Source organism: Citricoccus alkalitolerans (assembly GCF_039528175.1).
Classification (GTDB): Bacteria; Actinomycetota; Actinomycetes; order Actinomycetales; family Micrococcaceae; genus Citricoccus; species Citricoccus alkalitolerans.
Genome location: NZ_BAAALH010000002.1, coordinates 194,903 through 215,531, shown reverse-complemented (window position 1 = coordinate 215,531; position 20,629 = coordinate 194,903). Strand labels below are relative to the sequence as shown.

Genomic DNA, 20,629 nt, shown 5'->3' with positions numbered 1-20,629 from the left:
GCCTAGAGCATAGGGCGGCACCTGTCCCGTATTTGTGAGAAAATGGTGGTCAGCCAAACTCACGGAAAGCACCCGGCCCGTGGACGGGCCAGGTGCTGGGGGAGGCCTTCGCACCGAAGGAAAGTGACATATACATGCAGTTGAGCCCCGGCAAGCTTGTTGTTCACCCCCACCACGGTCCCGCGGCGGTCACAAACCGCACGCAGCGCACCGTCAAGGGGACGGAGGTGACCTACATTGAGCTCACCATTCGGAGCAACAACCTGGTGGTGTCCATCCCGGAGTCCAAGGTGGAAGAGATCGGCGTCCGTGAGGTCTATGGCCGAGCCCACCTGCGCTCCCTCCTCGAGGTCGTGCAGGAGCCGACCGGTGTCGAGGAGAAGCAGTGGTCCCGCCGGATGAAGGCTAATCAGGAACGCGTGGCCTCCGGTCTGCTCGAGCAGATCGCCGAAGTGGTCCGAGACCTGGGCCGCCGCCGCGACACCAAGGGCCTGTCCATGGCCGAGAAGGACCTCTTCCGCGCCGCCCAGGCACCACTGGCCGCCGAGGTCGCCCTGGCTCTGGAGATCTCCGAGGAGGAGGCCGTGGAGGTCATCGACGCCGTGGCCAACGGCGCCTCATTGGACGAGCTGGGCTTCGCCGCTGACGCCTCGGGCGCCGAACCAGCCATGGCCTGACAACGGCCGCCCTCTGAACCACCGTGTGGTGGCATCTTTGGGGCTGATGGAACTCCATCACCCCCCCAAAGATGCCACCACACGTTTTTGGTCAACTTTGGTCAGCTTCGGACAGCTATGCTCAGCCGGCGGAACCGCCGCCGAGCCCGCCCAGATCGAACACGCGGAACGTCACGGCGTGGTCCGAGCCGAACCGCGCGCCCCCGGCCCGCAGGATCTCCGGGATGAACTCCTCCGGCTTCGGGTGGCCGGTCACGTGCGCAAGGTAGGCCTCGTGGCGGTTCAGGGAGGCGATGGCGGCCGTCACCGCCGTGACTTCCACCGGCACGGCGTGGGTGGGGCGTTCGTGGCCGGCCACCAGGAGGGCGGAGACGTGCCACGGCTTCAGGCCCTCGACCTCGGCCAGATCGCGGAAGACCCAGGGGTTGTCCGCATCCCGCACACCGTCCACCACCGCCAGTCCGGCAGCGCGGTGGTCGGCCTGGTTCAGTCCGCCGTAGGCTTCGAAGTCGAAGTTGGCGGTGACCACGGCGTCCGGGCGCACGGTCCGTACAGTGCGGGCGATGTCCCGGCGCAGGGCCAGCCCGTACTCAAGCATCCCGTCGGGATGGTCCAGGATCTGAAGATCCTCCACGCCCACCTCGGAACAGGCCCCTCGTTGCTCCGCGGCCCGCAAGGGCCTAACGATGTCCGGTGGCTCGGCCATGCCGGCCTCGCCCGCGGTGAGTAGCAGATAGGTGACCTCGATGCCCCGTGCGGTCCACGCGGCCACGGCTGCGGACGTGCCGTACTCCATGTCATCCGGGTGGGCGACGATGCACAGCACCCGGGACCAGCCGTCGTCGGGAACGGGGAGCAAGTTGGGGATGGTGTCAGTCATGTGCTCAGACCTTCCGGCCGTGTCAGTGGTGCTCCTAGGGTGGCATAGGGAAGGCCCGGCCAACATATGAAGGGGACACCATGAAGGATGATGACCTGACGGAGGCCGGGCGGCACGCGCGGTCCATGGCGGGATCCGACGGCACCATGCCGCCTCAGCAGCAGGAACCACCCGGCCTGACGGCGCCCATGGAACCAGTGCCGGACCACGGCGAGTCCAGCTGGGTCGGCCGCGGACGGCTGGAGGGACTGAAGGCGCTCATCACCGGGGGTGATTCCGGCATCGGCCGGGCCGTGGCCATCGCGTTCGCGCGGGAAGGTGCGGACGTGGCCATCAATTACCTCCCAGAGGAGGCCGAGGACGCCTCGGACACCATCGGCTGGATCGACAAGGCCGGCCGGAACGCCGTGGCCGTCCCGGGGGACCTGCGGGACGAGGCGGAATGCCAGCGGATCGCCGAGGAGGCCGTGGCCGGGCTCGGCGGGCTGAACATCCTGGTCAACAACGCGGGCTACCACTGGGCGCGCGGCGAACCGGGGCTCGGCGGGTTGCGCACCCAGGACCTGGACCGCGCTGTGAAGACCAACCTCTACGGGACGCTCTGGCTGAGCCGGGCCTGCCTGCCCCACCTGGGTGCGGGGGACAGCATCATCATCACGACGTCGGTGCAGGCCTACCAGCCCTCCGAGACGATGATCGACTACGCCGCCACGAAGGCGGCCCTGAACAACGTCACGGCGAACCTCGCCGGTGAGTTGGGTGCTCAGGGCATCCGCGTGAATGCCGTGGCTCCGGGGCCGGTGTGGACGCCGCTTCAGCCGGCCACCAAGGAACCGGAGGCGGTCTCCCACATGGGCGCCGACACCCCGTTGGGGCGGATCGGTCAGCCGGCCGAACTGGCCGGCGCCTACGTGTTCCTGGCCAGCCCAGCGGAGGCCAGCTTCGTCTCCGGGTCCGTGGTGGGCGTGACCGGCGGACTGCCGGTGTTCTGAGCTAAAGGTCAGCGTCCCAGCACGTGCCGCAGGGCCGATTCCAGGTACGGATGGCGGTAGGTGTAGCCGGAGTCTTGGGCCCGGTCCGCCCCGGCCCGCTGGTCCGCCTCGACCAGCAGCCGGTTGCCCTCAGAGCCCAGTAACGCTGTGGGAGCGGCCGCCGGCAGGGGTACGGCCGAGGGGCGGCGGAGCACCCGTCCGAGGGTGGCGGCGAAGTCCCGGGCCTGGACGGGCTCCGGCGCGGTGCCGTTGACCGGTCCCTCCACGGTGTCCGTGAGGGCGGCGTGCGCGAAGAGCCCCACGATGTCGTCGATCGAGATCCAGCTCTGCCACGGGTTCCGGTCCTTGCCGGTGCCCAGGGGACCACCCGCGCCGAGGAGGAACAGCGGCAGCAGCTGCTGCAGGACACCCCCGGCCGGCGTCAGCACCAGGCCGGTGCGGATCATCGCCGTCCGGACCCCCGCCCGGGCGGCCGGCGCGGTGGCGCGCTCCCACTGCTGGCAGACCTCTGCCAGGAAGTCGTCTCCGGGCGGATCGGTCTCCAGCAGACCCTCGCCACGGGGGCCGGTGCCGGCCTCGGCTCCGTAGTAGCCGACCGCGGAGGCGTTCACGAGCGCCCGTGGCCGGCCGTCGTCGGCCAACTCCGCGAGCGTCCGGGCGAGCAACCCGGTGGCTGCCAGCCGGGACTGCAGCACCTCGGAGCGGTGGGCCTCGGAGAGCCGCCCGCCGATGGTCTCACCGGACAGGTTCACCACGACGTCGGCGCTCCGGAGCGCCTCGGCGTCCAGTATCCCGGAGGCCGGATCCCACTCGATCGCATCGGTCGCAGGGGTCCGGTCGCCGTTGCGGGCCAGGCGCAGGACGCGGTGCCCGCCGCCGGCCAACAGGGCGCACAATTGGGTGCCGATCAGGCCGCTGGCCCCGGACACGGCGATGGTCAGCCGGCGTGGGTTCCCGGATTCGTCGGACTCGGCGGACAGCACGGGGTGGGCGGCGTGGAAGGCCAGGTCCTCGCGGAGCTGGTCGGTCCGGTAGGTGAACTGCCGGTCCAGCTCGGCCTCGAGTCGCTCCTCCGTCCATCGCCCGGCCCGGGACCACACCGAGCCCTTGCGGCGCAGGACGGCCCCGGCCGGGAGCTCATACTCGATGTGGTCGAGGACCACGCAACCGGGGCGGCCATCCGCGGTATCCATTTCCCCGGGAGCCGCGTCCTCGAAGGTGTGCGTGTGGACCCAGGACTTCAGCGGGCCCGAGGCCATCTCGTCCCGAAACATGCGGTCCGGCTCCAGTGCGGTGTGCCGAGCCGTCCAGGGGGCCTCGGGGGCGAACCACTGCGGCAACCGGAAGGGCAGGACGGTCCTGGCCAGGCCGGTGGCCGACTCCAGGCCCAGGCCCAAGGACCCCGGCGCGCCGATGCCCAACCGGGCGACCGAGCCGACGTCGAGCCCCTCCGGTTCACGCCGCACGGAACCAGCGAACGGCGGCGTGAGGCGGACGAGCGCACCGCGCCGGGAGAACCAGGCGAACACGGTGGACCGGTCGTGGGGGACCAGGGAGCGGCGTTCAAAGACGGGCATGGGCCAACTCTTCCACAGGAAGGCTCCACGGATGCCAGATCGTGATCACGAGAAGGGGGTGCCGACCGTCGTGGTCGGCACCCCCGTTTATCCTTCCGCTCTGGCCCGTTTCAGTGGAGCGACGGCGCTACTCCGTGGCGGCCGCGTCGAAGTGGCTCAACACGGTGGCGACCTCGGCGCGGTGGATCGGCTCATGTGGGCGGAACATGTCGTCCTGGTAGCCGTTGACGACACCCTGGGAGGCGGCCCAGGCGATGGCCTCGGCGTGCGCGCTGTTCACGTCCACGTCCGGGAAGGCCGGCTCCTCGGGAGCAGTGGTCTCCGCTCCGGAGGCCCGGTAGAGGAAGGACACGAACTCGCCACGGGTCACGTCCTCGGCGGCACGGAAGGTGCCGTCGATGTAGCCGGTGGTGACGCCTTCGGCGGTGGCCCAACTGATCTCGTCATAGAAGGAGGATTGATCCGTCACGTCCGAGAAGTCCTCGCCCGCACCGGCGGTGCCGTCCAGGTAGCGGTACAGGAAGGCCACCGACTCACCACGGGAGATGTCGTCGAACTTGCGGTAGCTGCCGTCGGCGTGGCCGGTGGAGATACCCTCCAGCTGCAGCCAGCGCACCGGCGCGTAGTACTGCGAGCCCGGGGCATTGTCCGTGAAGTCCATCGGCTGTTCAGGGGCGGCCGGCTCATCGGTTCCATCACGGTCCACGGTGAAGGTGGTGACGTCGTCATACACGCGGCGTTCGGTCCCGATCAGGTTGTACTCGCTGTCCAGCTGCGGGAAGACGTAGACGGGGGACAGGGTGATTTCGGTGCCCTCGCCGACGTGCTTCAGGTCGATCTGCAGGTGGCCGTAGTGCAGTCCACCGTCCTCGAGCTGCAGCACGCCGTCACGTTCCGCCCACGTCTCCGGGGCGTCTGCCGCGGCCATCCACTCAGAGGAGGTGTTGAAGCGGATCGGCTCGTAGTCACCTTCGTCGTTCAGGGCGAGCTGCTCTCCGCGCAGGCCGTCGGCGGCCACACCCACGTCGAAGGAGTGGAAGCCCTGCCCATCGCCGTCGGAGTCCACCCAGGAGCGCTCGAACATCTCGTCATGCCCGGAGATCACGGCGGAGACGCCGTACTCCTCGAACATCGGGGTGTAGGCGCGCATGGCCACGCCGGACTGGTTGTCGGCGTGCTCATGGTTCGGCGGGGTCCCGTGGACGCCGTTGGAGTAGGCGGCGTGGTGGAACTGCACGAGGACGATCTGGTCCTTCTCCTGCGCGTCCTTCAACTGTTCCTGGGCCCAGGCCCACTGAGCCGTGCCCTCGTTGAAGTTGGGAAGGTCCACGTCCGCGTCGGTGGTGCCGGGGAAGACGTCTTTGAATGCTTTGGTGTAGCTCTCGACCGTGAACTCACCCTGGGTGTCCGTGGAGAGGTTCTCCTCGGTCAGGTTCGAGTCATCGCCGGAGAAGATCTCTCCGGACAGCTCTCCGGTGCGGGTGTCCTCGTCGGGGATGCCGTTGGTCGAGTCCAGGGTCAGGATCGTCACCGGCCCATGATCGGTGCGGTAGTAGGAGCCGCGGTACTGCTGGTTGTCCGGGTCCGTGCCGTCGCCGGTCCGTTCGAAGTAGGAGTGGTACTTGTTCCTCGAGATCACGGCCGGGGACTGATCCTCGGCCGTGCCGTAACCGCCGTTGAGGGCGGCGTACGTCTCCCAGTTGCCGAGGGCGGTGAGCACCGGGACCCGGGAGGCGAGATCGCCGTTCTCGCCGGCGAAGTAGCCGAAGAACTCGTCCCATGCGGGTTGGTATCCGGACCCCTGTGCAAGGTCGCCGGCGATCAGCATCAGGTCCGGATCAGCGGCCTCGACGTGCTTGAGGTTCTCCTTCAGGGCGGTGTCCTGGTCCAGCGGATAGTTCAGGGTGAAGGAGCCGTAGCGGGTGGTATGCCCGAACTTCTCGGCCCAGGCGGAGCCCTCGCCGGGGCGGTCCATGGACTCATCCGTGTATCCGTTGACGGGGGACTGTTCCCATTCACGGTGCTCGATGCGACCGTAGGGCTCGGTCTCCGTGTCCGAGAACGCCACGATGCGCAGTTCGTCCCAGTCAGGTCCGGGTCCGGCGGTGAAGGTCGACTCATGGGTCTCGGCGCCCTGAGTGACGGTGTACCGGATCTCGGCTCCGGGGGTCAGCCCGGGGACCGTCACCCGGTGCTTGTAGTTCTCGGCGCCCTTCAGCCACGACCCCTTCTCCAGACCCTTGATGTCCTGGGACAGCTCGGCGTCGGTGTATCCCAGCAGCGGCTGGTGTTCTGGAATGGACTCCAGACTCACCGGGCCGGCCCCCTCACCCGGGTAGTCGACCACCACACTGCCCGGCTCATCGGTCTCCGAGAACCAGACCAGATCGACGGACTCGGCGGACGGCTCCATCAGGTAGGGCAGGACGCGAAATCCGTCACCGGCCGGTGACGGAGCAGACACGGCGGCCTGGGCGGCGGTAGCGAGAGGGTTTGCCGTCCCGACGGCGGCGGCCGGGGTGGCGGCAACGGTGCCGATCAGAACAGCGGCGGCCAGAAGGCCGAAGCCGGCCCGGCACACCGGATGGGACGAGGAGACAGTGAGTCGGTGGCGCATGGTGTCCTCCGGGTGGAGACCACGACGGCGGCGCGGGGAGTTCCCCGGTGGCTGCCCCGCGGTGCGAGTGGACGAGGGTGCACTCAGTGTTGCGACCGTAAACGACATGTTCATGGCCGCCAGGTTGCCGGAGGGCGACCGGAGGGAGGACGAACGTTGGAGGACTCACCTCCGGCCGCCCGGCCAGCCGGATACCGCCTGCGGTTCCGTCGATCCACCTATGGTGAGGGGGTGACCACGCCATCTCACTCCGCTCGAGGGCCCTCGGCCCTGGGGGGCCTGATGTGGATCGCCGTGTGGGGATTCTCCGGCTTCTTCCTCAGCTACTCCACCATGGTGCCGATCAGTCTCGACCGTGGGCTGACCGCAGTCACCGGCGGCACCCTGCTGACCATCATGATGCTCAGTGTGATCGCCGTGCAGCCGGCGGCCCCCGCCCTGCGCCAGAGGTGGGGACCACGCCGGACCATCGGGTCATCCCTGTTGCTGATGGCCGGTGGCCACGGCGCGAGCCTCGTCATCCCCCACCCTGTGGCGGCACTCCTGGTGGCCGGTGTGGCCGTCGGATGTGGCTTCGGTGTGCTGGTGGTGGTGGCGACGGCGGCCGTCCCGGCGGTCTCCCGGCCGGACCGGGCGGGGCGTGCGCTGGGGCAGTTCGGGGCGGCGACCTCGGCCGCCGCCGCTGTGGGTGCCCCGCTGGGCCTATGGTTCAGCGGGGTGGTGCCACTGGAGGTCTTCCGGCTCATGGCCGCCACGTGCGTGCTGCTCGCCTTCGTGGCCCTGCGTGGGGTCCCGGACCGAGCCGCTGAGGTCTCCGGAACAGGCACCGTCGAGCCGCTGGAGCCCCTGGAGGCCACAGTGGAGGGTGAGGCACACCAGGGCGGTGCGGCCCGCGCATCGGGCACGGGTTCCGGTCCGGCGGCCGGGCGGTGGTGGGCCGCGCTGGGGCCGGTGCTGCTGCCGTTTCTCGTCAGTATGGCCGCCTACGGGCTGGTGATCGCGTTCGGACCGGGCGGGGACACCGCGCATCCGGCGGTGTTCATCGCGACCATGCAGGCCGCCTCCGTGGCCGGACGCTGGATCTCGGGATCGTTGACGGATCGGCTCGATCACACAGCGGTGTACACGGCCGGGATCGTCATGACCGCGGCAAGTCTGGTGGCCGTGGTCCTGGTGCACTCACCCTGGCTCCTGGCCGCCTGCCTGGTGCTGATGGGAGTCGGGATCGGCACCGTGCAGTCCGCCAGTCTGGTGATGGCCTTCGCCCGAGCCGCCAGCCACGGCCGGGCCAGTGTGGGATGGAACATGAGCTTCGACACCGGGCTGGGGCTGGCAGGGTTGTTCGGCGGTGTGGGTTTCACCTACCTGGGAACAGAGCCCACCTTCGCCGGGGTGGCCGGCCTGATCCTGCTCGCGGGGATCCCGCTCTGGCTGCGCCGCAGTCGCAGCGCCGGCCGCTGACCTGAACTGCCGCCGGCCACAGACGCCCCAGCCGTCACCGGGAACCTCGAACTGTGCCACGGGCGAGCCGTCTGTGGAAGACTGGTCGGCACGTCACGCACCCAGCGCGGGAGAGCGCCGCAACCCCACCGCCGGAGGTCCCCTGGACCGCTAGGACACCGGGGGAGCAGCCGCCGAAGGAGCAATTTCTCCCCGAGAATCTCTCAGGCACCGGTACCGCGCAGGGCATGGCGACTCTGGAAAGCTCCGGGGCCCAGCGCCCTCGGACACCGACGGTGCAAGGACGTATCCTCCAGATACGGGCGGAATCTCTCAGGTTGATGACAGAGCGGGGAGGTACCGTTCCGTGCCCACAGCGCCCTGGAGGACCACCATGCAGACCACCACCGCCACCGACATCCCCGTGTCACGCCACGAACCACGGGATACCGCTTCAGCTCCCTTCACCAGCCGCCACATCGGCCCGCGGCCCTCAGATGCCGAGCAGATGCTGGCCGAACTGGGATTCGACTCCCTGGACGACCTCGTGGACGCGGCCGTCCCCGCCGATATCCGCCAGCAGATGCCGTTGAACCTGCCGCCGGCCCTCACCGAGGCAGCCGTGCTGGAGGACCTGCGCACCATCGCGAACCGCAACATCGTCAAGACCCAGATGATCGGCCGCGGCTTCTTCGACACTGTCACCCCACCTGTGGTGCTGCGCAAGGTGCTCGAGAACCCGGCCTGGTACACCGCGTACACGCCGTATCAGCCGGAGATCTCCCAGGGACGCCTCGAGGCCCTGCTGAACTTCCAGACCATGGTCTCCGACCTCACCGGCCTCGAGATCGCCAACGCCTCGATGCTGGACGAGTCCTCGGCCGCCGCCGAGGCCGTCCTGCTGATGCACCGTGCCAACAAGAAGGCCAAAGACGGCATCACCCTGCTGGACGCCGATCTCTACCCGCAGACCCGGGCCGTGATCGAGGGCCGCGCCCAGGCGCTCGGCCTGGACGTCCGCACCGCCGACCTCGCCGCCGGCCTGCCCTCCGAGCTCGGTGCCGACCTGGACGAGAAGGGCCTGTGCGGCATCGTCCTCCAGCAGCCCGGCGACTCCGGACGGGTCCATGACCACTCCGCCGCGATCTCCCAGGCCAAGGACCGGGGCGCCATGGTCGCGATCGCCGCCGACCTGCTGTCCCTGGCCCTGATCACGCCTCCGGGAGAGCAGGGAGCGGACATCGCCGTCGGCAACACCCAGCGCTTCGGCGTCCCGCTGTTCTTCGGCGGCCCCCACGCTGCCTACATGGCCGTCCCCAAGGGACTCGAACGCCAGCTGCCCGGCCGCCTCGTCGGCGTCTCCCAGGATGCCGCAGGCCGGCCCGCGTACCGCCTGGCCCTGCAGACCCGTGAGCAGCACATCCGCCGAGAGAAGGCCACCTCCAACATCTGCACCGCCCAGGCGCTGCTGGCCATCGTGGCCTCCATGTTCGCGGTCTACCACGGCCCGGAGGGCGTCACCGCGATCGCCCAGCATGCCCACCGCCAGGCCACCCGCCTGGCCGCCGCCCTGGAGACCGAGGGCTTCCAGCTCATCCAGGACGCCTTCTTCGACACGATCCAGGTCTCGGTGCCTGGCCTGGCCCGCACCGTGGTCACCGCCGCCGAGGCCGCCGGGGTCAACCTGCGCCTCGTGGACGCCGGCACGGTCGGCATCTCCTGTGACGAGACCACCACGGATGAGGACCTCGTCGCCGTGCTCTCGGCCTTCGGCGCCCCGCGCGAGTCCCTCCCGGCACGGCAGGACAGCAACGCCGCCAGCACTACCAACAGCTCCACCCACGACGCCGGCTCCCTGGCTTCCGCGCGCATCCCCGCCGCCCAGCGGCGCACCAGTCGGTTCATGACCCACCCGGTGTTCAACACCTACAAGTCCGAGACCCAGATGCTGCGCTACCTCAAGCGCCTCTCCGGCTACGACCTGGCCCTGGACCGGACCATGATCCCGTTGGGCTCCTGCACCATGAAACTGAACGCCACGGCCGAGATGGAGTCCATCTCTTGGCCGGAGTTCTGCTCCATCCACCCGTTCGCCCCGGACCACCAGACCGAGGGGTGGCGCTTCCTGCTGGGGGACCTGGAGGACAAGCTGGCGGAGATCACCGGATACGCCGGGGTGTCCATCCAGCCCAACGCCGGGTCCCAGGGCGAGTACGCTGGCCTGCTGGCCATCCGCCGCTACCACCTGGACAACGGTGAGGGCGAGCGGGACATCTGCCTCATCCCCGCCTCCGCCCACGGCACCAACGCGGCCTCGGCGGTGCTCGCCGGACTCAAGGTGGTGGTGGTCGCCACCGCCCCGGACGGCACCATCGACTCGGCCGACCTGGAGGCCAAGATCGAGGCCAACGCCGGCCGGATCGCAGCCATCATGATCACCTACCCCTCCACGCACGGCGTCTATGACGCCGATGTCCGGGAGGTCTGCCGCAAGGTGCACGAGGCCGGCGGGCAGGTCTACATCGATGGAGCGAACCTCAACGCGCTCGTCGGTCTCGCCCAGCCGGGTCAGTTCGGCGGGGACGTCTCCCACCTGAATCTTCACAAGACCTTCTGCATTCCGCACGGCGGCGGCGGCCCCGGAGTCGGCCCGGTGGCCGTGGCCGAGCACCTCAAGCCGTACCTGCCCACCGCCGAGCAGCCGATCACCGCCGCACCGTACGGTTCGGCCGGTGTCATGCCGATCTCCTGGGCCTACCTGTACCTGATGGGCGGCGAGGGCCTCACCGAGGCCACCCGGTATGCCCTGCTCAACGCCAACTACGTGGCGAAGAAGCTCGGGGATGCCTTCCCGATTCTCTACACCGGCGAGACCGGGCTGGTGGCGCACGAGTGCATCCTGGACCTGCGGGAACTCACCGCGAAGTCCGGCGTCACCGCCGAAGATGTCTGCAAGCGCCTGATCGACTACGGCTTCCACGCCCCCACCCTGGCGTTCCCGGTGACCGGCACCCTCATGGTGGAGCCGACCGAGTCCGAGGACCTGGCCGAGATCGACCGGTTCATCGACGCCATGCTGGCCATCCACGCCGAGATGGAGGCGACTACCCCGCAGACGCTGGCCGACTCCGTGCTGCGCAACGCCCCGCACCCGGCCGAGGTGCTCACCGCGGACGAATGGGACCGCAGCTACCCGCGCTCGCAGGCCGCCTACCCGGTGGACTCGTTGCGCCGGGACAAGTACTTCCCACCGGTGGGCCGCATCGACGGTGCCTGGGGGGACCGCAACCTGTTCTGCTCCTGCCCGCCGATCGAGTCCTTCGAGGAGTCCGATCCCGCCGATGCCGCGGCGTCGGCCACCGCGGTCGCAGACAGCATCGAGTCCTCATCCTCCGTCTCCCACTGACAGGACCCACCATGAGCGAGAGCACCAGCAACAGCACCACGCCGCTGCACGGCGTCCACGTGGAGGCGGGGGCCTCCTTCACCGACTTCGGCGGCTGGCAGATGCCCCTGAAGTACGGTTCCGAGCTGGCCGAGCATCAGGCCGTCCGCACCTCCGCCGGCCTGTTCGACCTGTCCCACATGGGCGAGGTGCGGATCAGCGGCCCGCAGGCGGCCGAGGCGCTGGACTACGCACTGACGGCCCGGGTGTCCGCCGTCGCCCCGGGCCGAGCCAAGTACTCGCTGATCTGCACGGATTCCGGGACCATCTTGGACGATCTGATCGTCTACCGGGTGGACGGCGGTGGTGAGGACGCGGCCGAACCGGACGCGCGTGAGTTCCTCGTGGTCCCCAATGCCGGCAATGCCGCGGCCGTGGCGGCTGCGCTGAACGAGCGCTCCGCCGGATTCGACGCCACGGTCCGCAACGAGTCCTCGCAGACGGCCCTGGTCGCCGTGCAGGGCCCGGAGGCCGCCCGGATCCTTGCCACTGTCCTTCCCGAGGAAGAAGCCGCCGAGCTAGGCGGAATGGGGTACTACTCCGCCCGCCCGGCCACTATCCGGACCGGTGGGGAGACCGGCGACGTGCCCGTCTTGGCCGCCCGCACCGGGTATACCGGCGAGGACGGCTTCGAGCTGATCATCGGCCCCGTGGCTGACCGTGGGGTGTTGGCCACCGCAGCCTCCGCAGTCTGGCGCGCGCTCCTCGGGGCGGCGGAGGGACTCGGCGTCGACCTGCTCCCGTGCGGGCTGGCCAGCCGGGATTCCCTGCGCCTGGAGGCCGGCATGCCGCTCTACGGCCAGGAGCTCGACCTCGGCCATCTGCCGAGCGAGTCGGGGGCCGGCAACGCGGTGCCGCTCAAGACGAAGGAGACCGACTTCGTCGGTCGAGACGCCCTACTGGCCGCCCGTGCAGCCGGCACCGGCGTCACCACCGGCCAGACGATCGTCGCGTTGAAGGGCGCCGGCCGCCGGGCGGCACGGGCCGGGTATCCCGTGCTCGACGGCGGCGGCCAGCAGATCGGCGAGGTCACCTCCGGGGTCCCCAGCCCCACGTTGGGCCACCCGATCGCCCTGGCCCGGATCGACGTCGCGTTCAAGGATGCCGGCACGGAGCTCTCCGTGGACCTGCGCGGCAAAGCCGAGCCGTTCACCGTGGTGGAACCGCCGTTCTACCGCCGCGCCCAATAGTGAGGCCAGGGCCTCTGCGCCAGCCGAGGGGCCGGCGTCGCCCAGCCTTCGGGTTCCGGGAGGGGAGGGCCCGCTTGGTAGACTTCTCTGAGCTTGCGGGCCCTCCGCGCCACCGTGGCTCTCCTCTTTTGCCCGAGCTTCAGTGCCACCGCGATCACCCCACTGCAGGAAGAATATGACAGAACAGCGAACCGCCCGACGGGTCCCCGTACTGGGCATCATCGCGTTCGTCCTCCTCGCGGCACTCCTGCTGACCCTGGCCGTGTTGAGCGCCATCAAGGGCGTGCGTACGGCCGAATCCAGCGGCCATGTGGTGCGCGTGGAGGACGGCCAGACCCTCGTGGTGAACATGGACGGTACCGAGGAGACCGTGACGCTGGCCGGTGTGATGGTTCCCCGACCCGCAGCCGAGGGGGAGGAACCCACCGTGGAGAACTGCCTCGCGGACGAGGCCATGGCCAACCTGGCGACACTCCTCGAGCCCGGGGAATTGGTCCAGCTGGAGTTTCCGGAGGAGTCGGACGGCCCCGAGGGCACCCGGCTGGCCCTGGTCCACCACGGGGGAGAGGTCGTCAATCTCCAGCAGGCCGAAGCGGGGTTCGCCGTGCCGCTGCCCGAGCAGCCGAGGAAAGGTTTCGGCAGCGAACTGGGCGAGGCCCAATCGACCGCGCGCACTGAGGAGTCCGGACTGTACTCCTCGGCCGCGCCGTGCACCCTGGCCGGCCGGATCGTTCCCGCGCTGGCCGCCTTGGAGGACCTGCCGGAGGAGCACCCCACCACCTCCGAGGAGGCCGAAACCCAGATCGAGACGATCTCGGCCGCCGTCGAGCAGGGCGTGGCCGCGGAGAAGGCCTTCGCCACCATCGATCCCGAGGGGACCTCCCTGGCCTCACTCGCCTGGGCTGCGGACGTGCCCCGGCTGCAGGAGAAGCTGACGGGCGCTCTGTCCGCCGCGCAAGCGGACCTGAAAGCTATGAACAGCACGCGCAACGTGCTGCAGACCCGTGAGCGGGAGGAACTCGAACGTCAGGCCGAAGAGAAGCGGCAGGCTGAGGCGAAGCGCCAGCGCGAGGCGGCGGAACGCCAGGCGGAGGCACAGCGCGAGAAGGCCCAGCGCGAGAAGGCCCAGCGTGCGGAGGCCGAACGCCAGGCCCAGGCAGAACAGCGCCAGGCCGAGGCCGAGGCCGAGGCAGAAGCAGAGGCAGCATCCGCTTCTGCCTCAGCCTCGGCTACTGCGTCCCCGTCCCCATCGTCGACACCGCCGCCGACACCGTCGCCGACACCCTCTCCCAGTTCGGCCTCTCCGTCCTCCGCGGAAACCGACGCTGGTGGAGACGACTAGGGTCCGGGCGTCGGCCGCATGACCATCACGCCGCCGCCCGGGGACGGTCCGGAGCCGACCTCGGCCGCTGGGCCGGTGCCGCGCGCCCACGGCTTCCCCTCTCCTGCCCGGGACTACCTGGACGGTGGGATCGATCTGAATCGTGAACTTGTCCGCGACCGTACCTCGACGTTCCTGATGCGGGTGTCCGGACAGGCCATGGTTGGTTCCGGCATCGACGACGGCGACGAGCTAGTGGTGGACCGGGCGGCCACCCCGCAGGACGGCTCGGTGGTGGTGGCCGTGGTCAACGGAGAGCTCCTGGTGCGCCGGCTCGCACTCGGGACTGCAGGGGGCCGGCGTACCGTAGCACTGCAGACCGACGACGGGGCAGCTCCCCTGAGTGTGGAGGATGCGGATGCCCTGGAGATCTGGGGCGTGGCCACCTACTGCCTGCACCGACTGTGAGTGAACGGTGAAGTCGACGGTTTCCAACCGGGAGGGACGTGGGGTGACTGATCACCTGGCCCTGGTGGACGTCAACAACTTCTACGTCTCCTGTGAGCGAGCCTTCGATCCCCGGCTGGAGAACCGGCCGGTGGTGGTGCTGTCCAACAACGACGGCTGCGTGGTGGCGCGATCACCGGAGGCGAAGGCACTGGGGATCACCACCGGGATGCCGTGGTTCAAGATCGCCCCGCAGGCAGCCACCTGGGGGCTCGTGGCGCGTTCCTCCAACTACGAGCTCTACGGGGACATGTCCGCCCGTGTGATGGAGTTGCTGGGGCGCTGGGGCACCTGGCAACAGGTGTACTCGATTGATGAGTGCTTCATCGGGTTGACCGGTACCCCGCAGCAGGCCCTTCAGTCCGGGCGAGACGTCCGGGCGGCGGTGGCCCGTCATCTCGGGCTCCCGGTGTGCGTGGGGATCGCCTCGACCAAGACGCTGGCGAAGTTCGCCAACCACGTGGCCAAGAACAACCCGGACGACGCCAGGATCGGAGGCGTCTTCTCCATGGATGCGGCCCGGCCCGCCTTCGTGGACGGGTTGATGGAGCGGCTCCCGGTCACCGAGGTCTGGGGCGTGGGCCGCAAGTCAGGGGAGAAACTGGAACGGCTGGGGATCCGGAGCATCGCCGAACTGCGGTCCGCGGACCCGGCGTGGATCCGCTCCCGGTTCTCCGTGGTGCTGGAACGGACCGTCCTGGAACTGGGCGGAGTGCCATGCGTTCCGGACGTGGACGAGCAGGCGGGCCCGGGCCAGGTCATCTTCTCGCGTTCCTTCTCCAGGCCGGTGACGACCGGTGCGGACATGGACGATGTCATGAATCTCTACGCGCAGCGCGCCGCAGCCCGCTTGGCTGTGCAGGGTCAGCACGCCAGGACCGTCCTGGTCACGGCCGGGACCTCCCGGTTCTCCGGGCCCGATGGATCGGTCTCCAGGTCGGTGGCCCTCCCGCGTGCCACCGCCGACCCGATCGCCATCACTCGGGCGGCCGTGGGCGCGATGCGGTCAGTGCTGCGGGAGGGGGTGCCCTATACCCGTGCCGGCGTCATGCTGTCTGGGTTGGGAGCGGCGGCAACCGGGCAGGAGATGCTGACCGGATTCGAGGACTTCGAGGGGGCACAGGGTGCCGGTGACGGCCCTGACCGGCACCTGGAGGACGTTCTGGAGCGTGTCCGCGGACGGTTCGGGGGAACCTCGATCGGCCTAGGCCCTGGCGGCTTGACCGAGCAGGGGACGTGGACCATGCGCCGTGAGTTCGCTTCACCGCAGTACACCACGAGGTTCTCGGAGCTGCCCGTGGTCCGGGCCTGAGGCGGAGTCAGCCCAGGGAGAGGGTGACGAGCCCCAGCTGCGCAGCGCGGATGATCACCTGGACGCGGTCCCGGACCTCGAGCTTTTCCATGATCTTGGAGAGGTTCGCCTTGACCGTGGATTCCGAGAGGTGCAGTTCCTCGGCGATCTCTGGGTTGGACCGGCCCCGGGCCAGCAGGCGCAGGACATCGAGTTCGCGAGGCGTCAGGTCCGAGCCATCCGGGTCGCCGGGGGCCACTGCGGCCGCCCCGACCCCGGGACGGTCGTCCTCCTCGATGGAGGAGAGCAGCTTGCGGGTCACGGCGGGGGAGAGGACGGACTCTCCGCGATGCACGCTCCAGATGGCGCTGATGATCGTCTCCGGGTCGGCGTCCTTGAGGAGGTAACCGGCCGCGCCCGCCCTCAACGCCGGCACCAGGTAGGGCTCCGAGGTGAAGGTGGTGATGGCCAGGACGCTGGTGTCCGGGAAATCCGCGGTGATGCGCTCCGTGGCCTCGACGCCGCCCATGACAGGCATCTGCATGTCCATGAGCACAACGTCCGGGTGGACGGCCCTGCACGTTTCCAACGCTTCTGCGCCATTGGCGGCGATGCCCACGCAGTTCATGTCGGCAGAATTCTCGACCAGCACCTTCAGTGCGCCGCTCATGAGAGGTTGGTCATCCACGATGAGCACCGACAGGGGGGAGGAATTGGAATCCGGCATGGACCCAGGGTAGTCGGTGGGAAGCGCCAAAAGAGCTTGACGTGCGTGAGTTCAGTATTTCGGCTTCCACGGAGCCACGCCGTTGCCGAACCTAGGAAAAGGCTGTAAAACGTCTCTTAATCTGGAGAACGGGCCGCGTCAGGGTCATAATGAAGTCATGAAACGCACCCTCATGGCCTCAGCTGCGGCTGTCCTTGTCTCATCTGCCCTCCTCGTTTCCCCGGCTGCGGCCGCGGAAGCCCCTACCTCCGGTTCAGTGCTTCCCCCTACGCTCCAGACCCAGCCCATCTCCAAGGACTCCTCCGGTGGCATGTCCACCATGGGCATGGGCTCCGGGTCCAAGATCTTCTTCTGCTGGTTCGGTTTCTGCGGTTAAGGCTTCATGAGTCGCCGTAGGCCGGTCAGCTCCACGTCGGGGTTGGCCGGTTTCTGGTCTGCCCGACCATTGAACAGGCCCCTGCTGGTCTTGACTTCACTGTTTGTCACCTTGTCGCTGATCTCGGACTTCGTTATCGCGGTGACCGGTACCGGCAATTTGAATGCGGCGGAATCGCTGGTCGTTCTGTTGACGAGCCTGGCGGTATATGTCTTGTGGACGCGAACGACCTTCGCTTTTGCCGCGCTTATTCCGGCCATGGTGGCCAGCCACCTGCTGGATTTCTTCATGCTTACGGGGCTGACTATGCCGCTGGTACTGGGAGCCGTCGCGGCCACCGCGCATCGATTGTTCAGCTATCTTGCTCTAGCAGTCGCGGTTGCCTGGGCATTGTTGATCCCCTTCACGTCAGCAGATTTCGGCGGTGTGACATGGATTATTGTGCCTTTCATTTCCTTAGCTTGGGGCACCGGAATGTTCGTGGGCTACAACCTTGAGCGTCGCCAGCAAGACCGGCTCCGGATCGCGGAGGCTACCCGTCGGGCGGCGCACGCCGGCGAGGAGGAACGGCGCTCTCTGGCGCGGGATCTGCATGACATCGTGGCGCACAATCTGACGATCATCTCGATGCAGGCCCTTGCTGCAAAGTATGCCGGAACGGACGAAGCCGCCAAGACGGCGGTGGATGTCATCGGCAGTTCGGCTGGAGAGGCCCTCATCGACCTGCGCCGCATGCTGTCCCTCCTCCAAGCAGAGGGAATCGTGGCCGGCGACCAGGAAGCGGCCCAGCGTGAGCTCGGCGAGGGCGCCTCCGCCCTGGATCTCGAGTACGGCGCCGTAAAGTTCGGACGGATGCTGGAGAGTCTGGGGATCTACACGACTGTTGACACCGGCGGTCTGGAGCAGGATATCCCCCAGAGTGTGGAGACCGCCCTCTACCGTGTCCTCCAGGAAGCTGTCACGAACGTGGCCAAGCACTCCGGTGAGGGCGGCGAATGCCGCATCGATGTGCATACCCGCGCTGGCCAGTTGGAACTTGCCGTGGACAACACCATGCCCTCGAACGGATCCGCCATGCGCGTCGGTTGGAACTCCTCCGGCAGCGGCCTCATCGGGATGCGGGACCGCGTGGACGCCTTTGGCGGGACCATGTCCTCGGCGCGAGATGGCCAGTGGTGGAGGGTCCGCGCTGAGGTCCCGCTGCACGGCGCCAACGCCTAGCTAGGCTATCGATGTGATTTGCGTCACATATATGGTCCCAAGACTAGCCAAAGGTCCAATAGCAACCAGGTCGCAACACGGGTTAACCTGAAAGGGCCCCATGAGACGGTGCACACGGATCGGACGGTGGAATAAGCCCGGGGGGATACGGGCCCACCAATCCAATATCCGCTGAGAGGCGGTGGCCTAGCCACCGCCTCTCAGGTGTTTAAGGGACACGTTCTCCGTGAGGCACGTCTCACACGCGGTGCAATCTGGCCCCCGCATTAGGGTGTCAAGAATGAACGCCCCGTCTGGCGTGGACGCTGCACAGCCAGCACGCACGCGCTTTTCCTGGATCCCCATCGTCATTGCCGGTGTGGCTGCCGCCATGCATATCTGGAAACTGCCTGAGGCTTTGTCGTTCGTCCAGGATGACCTCGGCATGACCCTCATCGAGTCCGGAGTCCTGCTGGGCATCGTCCAGGTCGGATCGATGGCCCTCGGTCTCGCGGTCTCCCTCTTCTCGGAAGTCCTCGGATTGCGGCGCACGCTGCTCATCGGACTGACCTTGTTGACCGTAGGCTCGCTGGCGGGAGCGTTCGCGGAGACCACCGGCTTCCTGATGGCCACTCGTGCCGTGGAGGGCGTCGGCTTCCTGATGGCCACCGTGGTGGCGCCGCCCCTGATCCGCCTGATCACGCCGCCCGCCAGGACGAACATCGCCATGGGGTGGTGGGGATCCTTCCAGGGGCTGGCGACCTTCGTGGCGGTCCTGGCCTCCACCCTGCTGCTCACAAGCGTCAGTTGGCAGGCGTGGTGGGTCGTGATGGCGGTGGTCACCGCAACAGCCATCCCGCTGATCGTGGTGTTCGTGCCCCCTCCGCCGTCGGATCGCGACTCCAACGTGAGGCTGGCGGCCCGGCGCGTGGGCGCCACCGTGAAGACAGTGACCCCATGGATGGCGGGCATCGTCTTCGCTTGCTACACCCTGCAGTGGGGTTCGGTCATCGGGTTCCTGCCAACGATCTTCGACGAGGCCGGCGTCGGCGGGCTCTGGCCGGGCATCATCACTGCGATCGTCGGTGGGGTGAACGGGGTCGGTAACATCCTCACCGGTCGGCTGCACCAACGGGGCATCCCCATGCGGCGGTTGGTGCTGATCGGCCTGGGTACCATGGGTGTCGCCTCAATCATCACCTTCGCGCCGGACTGGTCTGGGGTGCCGGGTGGGCTGGCCGTGCAGATCCTCGCCGTCACGGTGTTCTCCGGTGTCGGCGCCCTGGTTCCCGCCAGTCTGAACCGGATCGCCGTGGACATCGCCCCGCCCAATGGCTCCGGCGCAGCGGCGATGGGCTTGATGGTCCAAATCTACAACGGGGCCAACTTCGTCGGACCCATCATCCTGGCCACTATCGCCACCGCGGCGGGAAGCTGGCACTTCTCCTGGGTCATGACCGTCTCGGCGACTCTGCTGGGCGGCCTCTTGGCCTGGCGGTTCCTCTCCGCGCGCCGACTGGGCATCGATTTCCGGCATCGAGGCTGACACGGCACCGGGGAGGCCGGGGCGGCCGAGGTATCAGTCGCACCCTTGGGGGCCGCAGGCCTGTCCGTGGAGGCCATCCGACCCACCAGCACCCTCCGGCCTTCCGGCCGCCGGCTGCACCATCTGTAGCGGCTGGAACTCGGCCCAGGACTGTTCGAGGGCCTGGGTGAAGACCTCGGTGGGCTGGGCGCCGGAGATGCCGTACTTGCGCCCAAGCACGAAGAACGGCACCCCGGTGACGCCCAGGGCCTGAGCGGTGGCGAGGTCCTGTTTGACAGCGGTCTCCCAGCGGTCATCGGACAGTGCCTCGTGGACCTGCTCCGCGGTGAGTCCGGCGGAGGTGCCGAGTTCCACCAGCACCTCCTCGTCGCCGATGTTCCTGCCGTCCTCGAAGTGAGCGCGGAACAGCTGTTCCTCGAGGCGCTCGGCTGTCTGCAGTGAGTTCGCTTTGGCGCGTTGGATGACCCGGTGGGCCTTCCACGAGTTCGCGACCACGAGGCGGTCGAAGTCATAGTCCAACCCCTCGGCGGCGGCTTGCTCGGTCACGTGCGCCAGCATCGCGGTCACCTGCTCGCGGGGCATGCCCTTGGCCTCGGCGAGGTAGTCGAGTTCCCGGCGGTGATCGTGCTCAGGCAGCGTCGGATCGAGCTGGAAGCTCTTCCACTCCACCTCGACCCGATCACGGTGCTCGAACGATTCCAGGGCCCTCTCGAACCGGCGTTTGCCGATGAAGCACCACGGACAGCCGACGTCGGAAAAAATCTCGATCTTCACCTCAGGCACAACCCGGGGTGAGGTGGGGGTATTCCTGAACGGCCGACGTCGGGATTCGGGGACGACGCC

The 20,629-nt window shown here is 68.4% G+C and carries 16 protein-coding genes and 1 riboswitch; of the genes, 11 read left to right on the top strand and 5 right to left on the bottom strand.

Annotation, left to right across the window (positions count from 1 at the left end; translation table 11 throughout):
• The first annotated feature begins 134 nt into the window (after positions 1 to 134).
• Positions 135 to 677: a CarD family transcriptional regulator gene (locus tag ABD134_RS06885; protein ID WP_344228050.1), complete on the top strand. Its 543-nt coding sequence runs from the start codon at positions 135 to 137 to the stop codon at positions 675 to 677.
• A gap of 121 nt (positions 678 to 798) precedes the next feature.
• Here ABD134_RS06885 and ABD134_RS06880 read toward each other — a convergent pair whose 3' ends face one another.
• Positions 799 to 1,557 carry a PIG-L deacetylase family protein gene (locus tag ABD134_RS06880; RefSeq protein WP_344228048.1) on the bottom strand — a complete coding sequence of 253 codons (759 nt, stop codon included), beginning with the start codon at positions 1,555 to 1,557 and terminating at the stop codon, positions 799 to 801.
• A gap of 80 nt (positions 1,558 to 1,637) precedes the next feature.
• Between ABD134_RS06880 and ABD134_RS06875 the strand changes: the two genes are divergently transcribed.
• On the top strand, positions 1,638 to 2,549 hold the full coding sequence (locus ABD134_RS06875) for an SDR family oxidoreductase (RefSeq protein ID WP_344228047.1): 912 nt from the start codon (positions 1,638 to 1,640) through the stop codon (positions 2,547 to 2,549).
• Positions 2,550 to 2,557: 8 nt separating this feature from the next.
• Here ABD134_RS06875 and ABD134_RS06870 read toward each other — a convergent pair whose 3' ends face one another.
• Both ABD134_RS06870 and ABD134_RS06865 read right to left on the bottom strand, forming a co-directional pair.
• The gene (locus ABD134_RS06870; RefSeq protein WP_344228045.1) at positions 2,558 to 4,126 is read right to left on the bottom strand and encodes a TIGR01777 family oxidoreductase; all 1,569 of its coding nucleotides are present in this window, start codon (positions 4,124 to 4,126) and stop codon (positions 2,558 to 2,560) included.
• A gap of 127 nt (positions 4,127 to 4,253) precedes the next feature.
• Entirely contained in the window at positions 4,254 to 6,743 is a 2,490-nt protein-coding gene (locus ABD134_RS06865; RefSeq protein WP_344228043.1) for an S-layer homology domain-containing protein, read from the bottom strand.
• Between the two features lie 231 nt (positions 6,744 to 6,974).
• Between ABD134_RS06865 and ABD134_RS06860 the strand changes: the two genes are divergently transcribed.
• The 6 genes from ABD134_RS06860 (at position 6,975) to ABD134_RS06835 (ending at position 15,958) form a co-directional block, all read left to right on the top strand.
• The gene (locus ABD134_RS06860; protein WP_344228041.1) at positions 6,975 to 8,204 is read left to right on the top strand and encodes an MFS transporter; all 1,230 of its coding nucleotides are present in this window, start codon (positions 6,975 to 6,977) and stop codon (positions 8,202 to 8,204) included.
• A 97-nt stretch (positions 8,205 to 8,301) separates the two neighbouring features.
• Positions 8,302 to 8,433, top strand: a riboswitch (glycine riboswitch).
• A 144-nt stretch (positions 8,434 to 8,577) separates the two neighbouring features.
• Positions 8,578 to 11,589, top strand: coding sequence for an aminomethyl-transferring glycine dehydrogenase (gene gcvP, locus ABD134_RS06855; RefSeq protein ID WP_344228039.1), 3,012 nt, complete (start codon positions 8,578 to 8,580; stop codon positions 11,587 to 11,589).
• Positions 11,590 to 11,600: 11 nt separating this feature from the next.
• Positions 11,601 to 12,818 carry a glycine cleavage system aminomethyltransferase GcvT gene (gcvT, locus tag ABD134_RS06850; protein WP_344228037.1) on the top strand — a complete coding sequence of 406 codons (1,218 nt, stop codon included), beginning with the start codon at positions 11,601 to 11,603 and terminating at the stop codon, positions 12,816 to 12,818.
• Between the two features lie 175 nt (positions 12,819 to 12,993).
• Positions 12,994 to 14,160, top strand: coding sequence for a thermonuclease family protein (locus ABD134_RS06845; protein ID WP_344228035.1), 1,167 nt, complete (start codon positions 12,994 to 12,996; stop codon positions 14,158 to 14,160).
• A gap of 18 nt (positions 14,161 to 14,178) precedes the next feature.
• Positions 14,179 to 14,607, top strand: a complete 429-nt coding sequence (locus ABD134_RS06840) for a LexA family protein (protein WP_344228033.1) — start codon at positions 14,179 to 14,181, stop codon at positions 14,605 to 14,607.
• Between the two features lie 43 nt (positions 14,608 to 14,650).
• Positions 14,651 to 15,958 carry a Y-family DNA polymerase gene (locus ABD134_RS06835; RefSeq protein ID WP_344228031.1) on the top strand — a complete coding sequence of 436 codons (1,308 nt, stop codon included), beginning with the start codon at positions 14,651 to 14,653 and terminating at the stop codon, positions 15,956 to 15,958.
• Between the two features lie 7 nt (positions 15,959 to 15,965).
• Here the strand turns inward: ABD134_RS06835 and ABD134_RS06830 are convergent, their stop codons facing one another.
• A complete protein-coding gene (locus ABD134_RS06830) occupies positions 15,966 to 16,664 on the bottom strand; it encodes a response regulator (RefSeq protein WP_344228029.1) in 699 nt (232 codons plus the stop codon).
• Positions 16,665 to 16,821: 157 nt separating this feature from the next.
• Between ABD134_RS06830 and ABD134_RS06825 the strand changes: the two genes are divergently transcribed.
• From ABD134_RS06825 to ABD134_RS06815, 3 genes are all read left to right on the top strand, one after another.
• Complete coding sequence (locus ABD134_RS06825; protein WP_344228027.1) at positions 16,822 to 17,040, top strand: hypothetical protein; 219 nt, start codon at positions 16,822 to 16,824, stop codon at positions 17,038 to 17,040.
• Positions 17,041 to 17,130: 90 nt separating this feature from the next.
• Positions 17,131 to 18,261: a sensor histidine kinase gene (locus ABD134_RS06820; protein WP_344228024.1), complete on the top strand. Its 1,131-nt coding sequence runs from the start codon at positions 17,131 to 17,133 to the stop codon at positions 18,259 to 18,261.
• A gap of 280 nt (positions 18,262 to 18,541) precedes the next feature.
• On the top strand, positions 18,542 to 19,786 hold the full coding sequence (locus tag ABD134_RS06815; RefSeq protein ID WP_344228023.1) for an MFS transporter: 1,245 nt from the start codon (positions 18,542 to 18,544) through the stop codon (positions 19,784 to 19,786).
• A gap of 33 nt (positions 19,787 to 19,819) precedes the next feature.
• Here ABD134_RS06815 and ABD134_RS06810 read toward each other — a convergent pair whose 3' ends face one another.
• Complete coding sequence (locus tag ABD134_RS06810) at positions 19,820 to 20,560, bottom strand: DsbA family oxidoreductase (RefSeq protein WP_344228021.1); 741 nt, start codon at positions 20,558 to 20,560, stop codon at positions 19,820 to 19,822.
• Positions 20,561 to 20,629 lie beyond the last annotated feature (69 nt).

Bases quoted from the DNA above. Each gene is read 5' to 3' on its own strand.
- ABD134_RS06830 (WP_344228029.1), bottom strand. From the start codon at position 16,664: ATGCCGGATTCCAATTCCTCCCCCCTGTCGGTGCTCATCGTGGATGAC.
- ABD134_RS06885 (WP_344228050.1), top strand. From the start codon at position 135: ATGCAGTTGAGCCCCGGCAAGCTTGTTGTTCACCCCCACCACGGTCCC.
- ABD134_RS06840 (WP_344228033.1), top strand. From the start codon at position 14,179: ATGACCATCACGCCGCCGCCCGGGGACGGTCCGGAGCCGACCTCGGCC.
- ABD134_RS06815 (WP_344228023.1), top strand. From the start codon at position 18,542: ATGAACGCCCCGTCTGGCGTGGACGCTGCACAGCCAGCACGCACGCGC.
- ABD134_RS06845 (WP_344228035.1), top strand. From the start codon at position 12,994: ATGACAGAACAGCGAACCGCCCGACGGGTCCCCGTACTGGGCATCATC.
- gcvT (WP_344228037.1), top strand. From the start codon at position 11,601: ATGAGCGAGAGCACCAGCAACAGCACCACGCCGCTGCACGGCGTCCAC.
- ABD134_RS06870 (WP_344228045.1), bottom strand. From the start codon at position 4,126: ATGCCCGTCTTTGAACGCCGCTCCCTGGTCCCCCACGACCGGTCCACC.
- gcvP (WP_344228039.1), top strand. From the start codon at position 8,578: ATGCAGACCACCACCGCCACCGACATCCCCGTGTCACGCCACGAACCA.
- ABD134_RS06875 (WP_344228047.1), top strand. From the start codon at position 1,638: ATGAAGGATGATGACCTGACGGAGGCCGGGCGGCACGCGCGGTCCATG.
- ABD134_RS06825 (WP_344228027.1), top strand. From the start codon at position 16,822: ATGAAACGCACCCTCATGGCCTCAGCTGCGGCTGTCCTTGTCTCATCT.
- ABD134_RS06880 (WP_344228048.1), bottom strand. From the start codon at position 1,557: ATGACTGACACCATCCCCAACTTGCTCCCCGTTCCCGACGACGGCTGG.
- ABD134_RS06865 (WP_344228043.1), bottom strand. From the start codon at position 6,743: ATGCGCCACCGACTCACTGTCTCCTCGTCCCATCCGGTGTGCCGGGCC.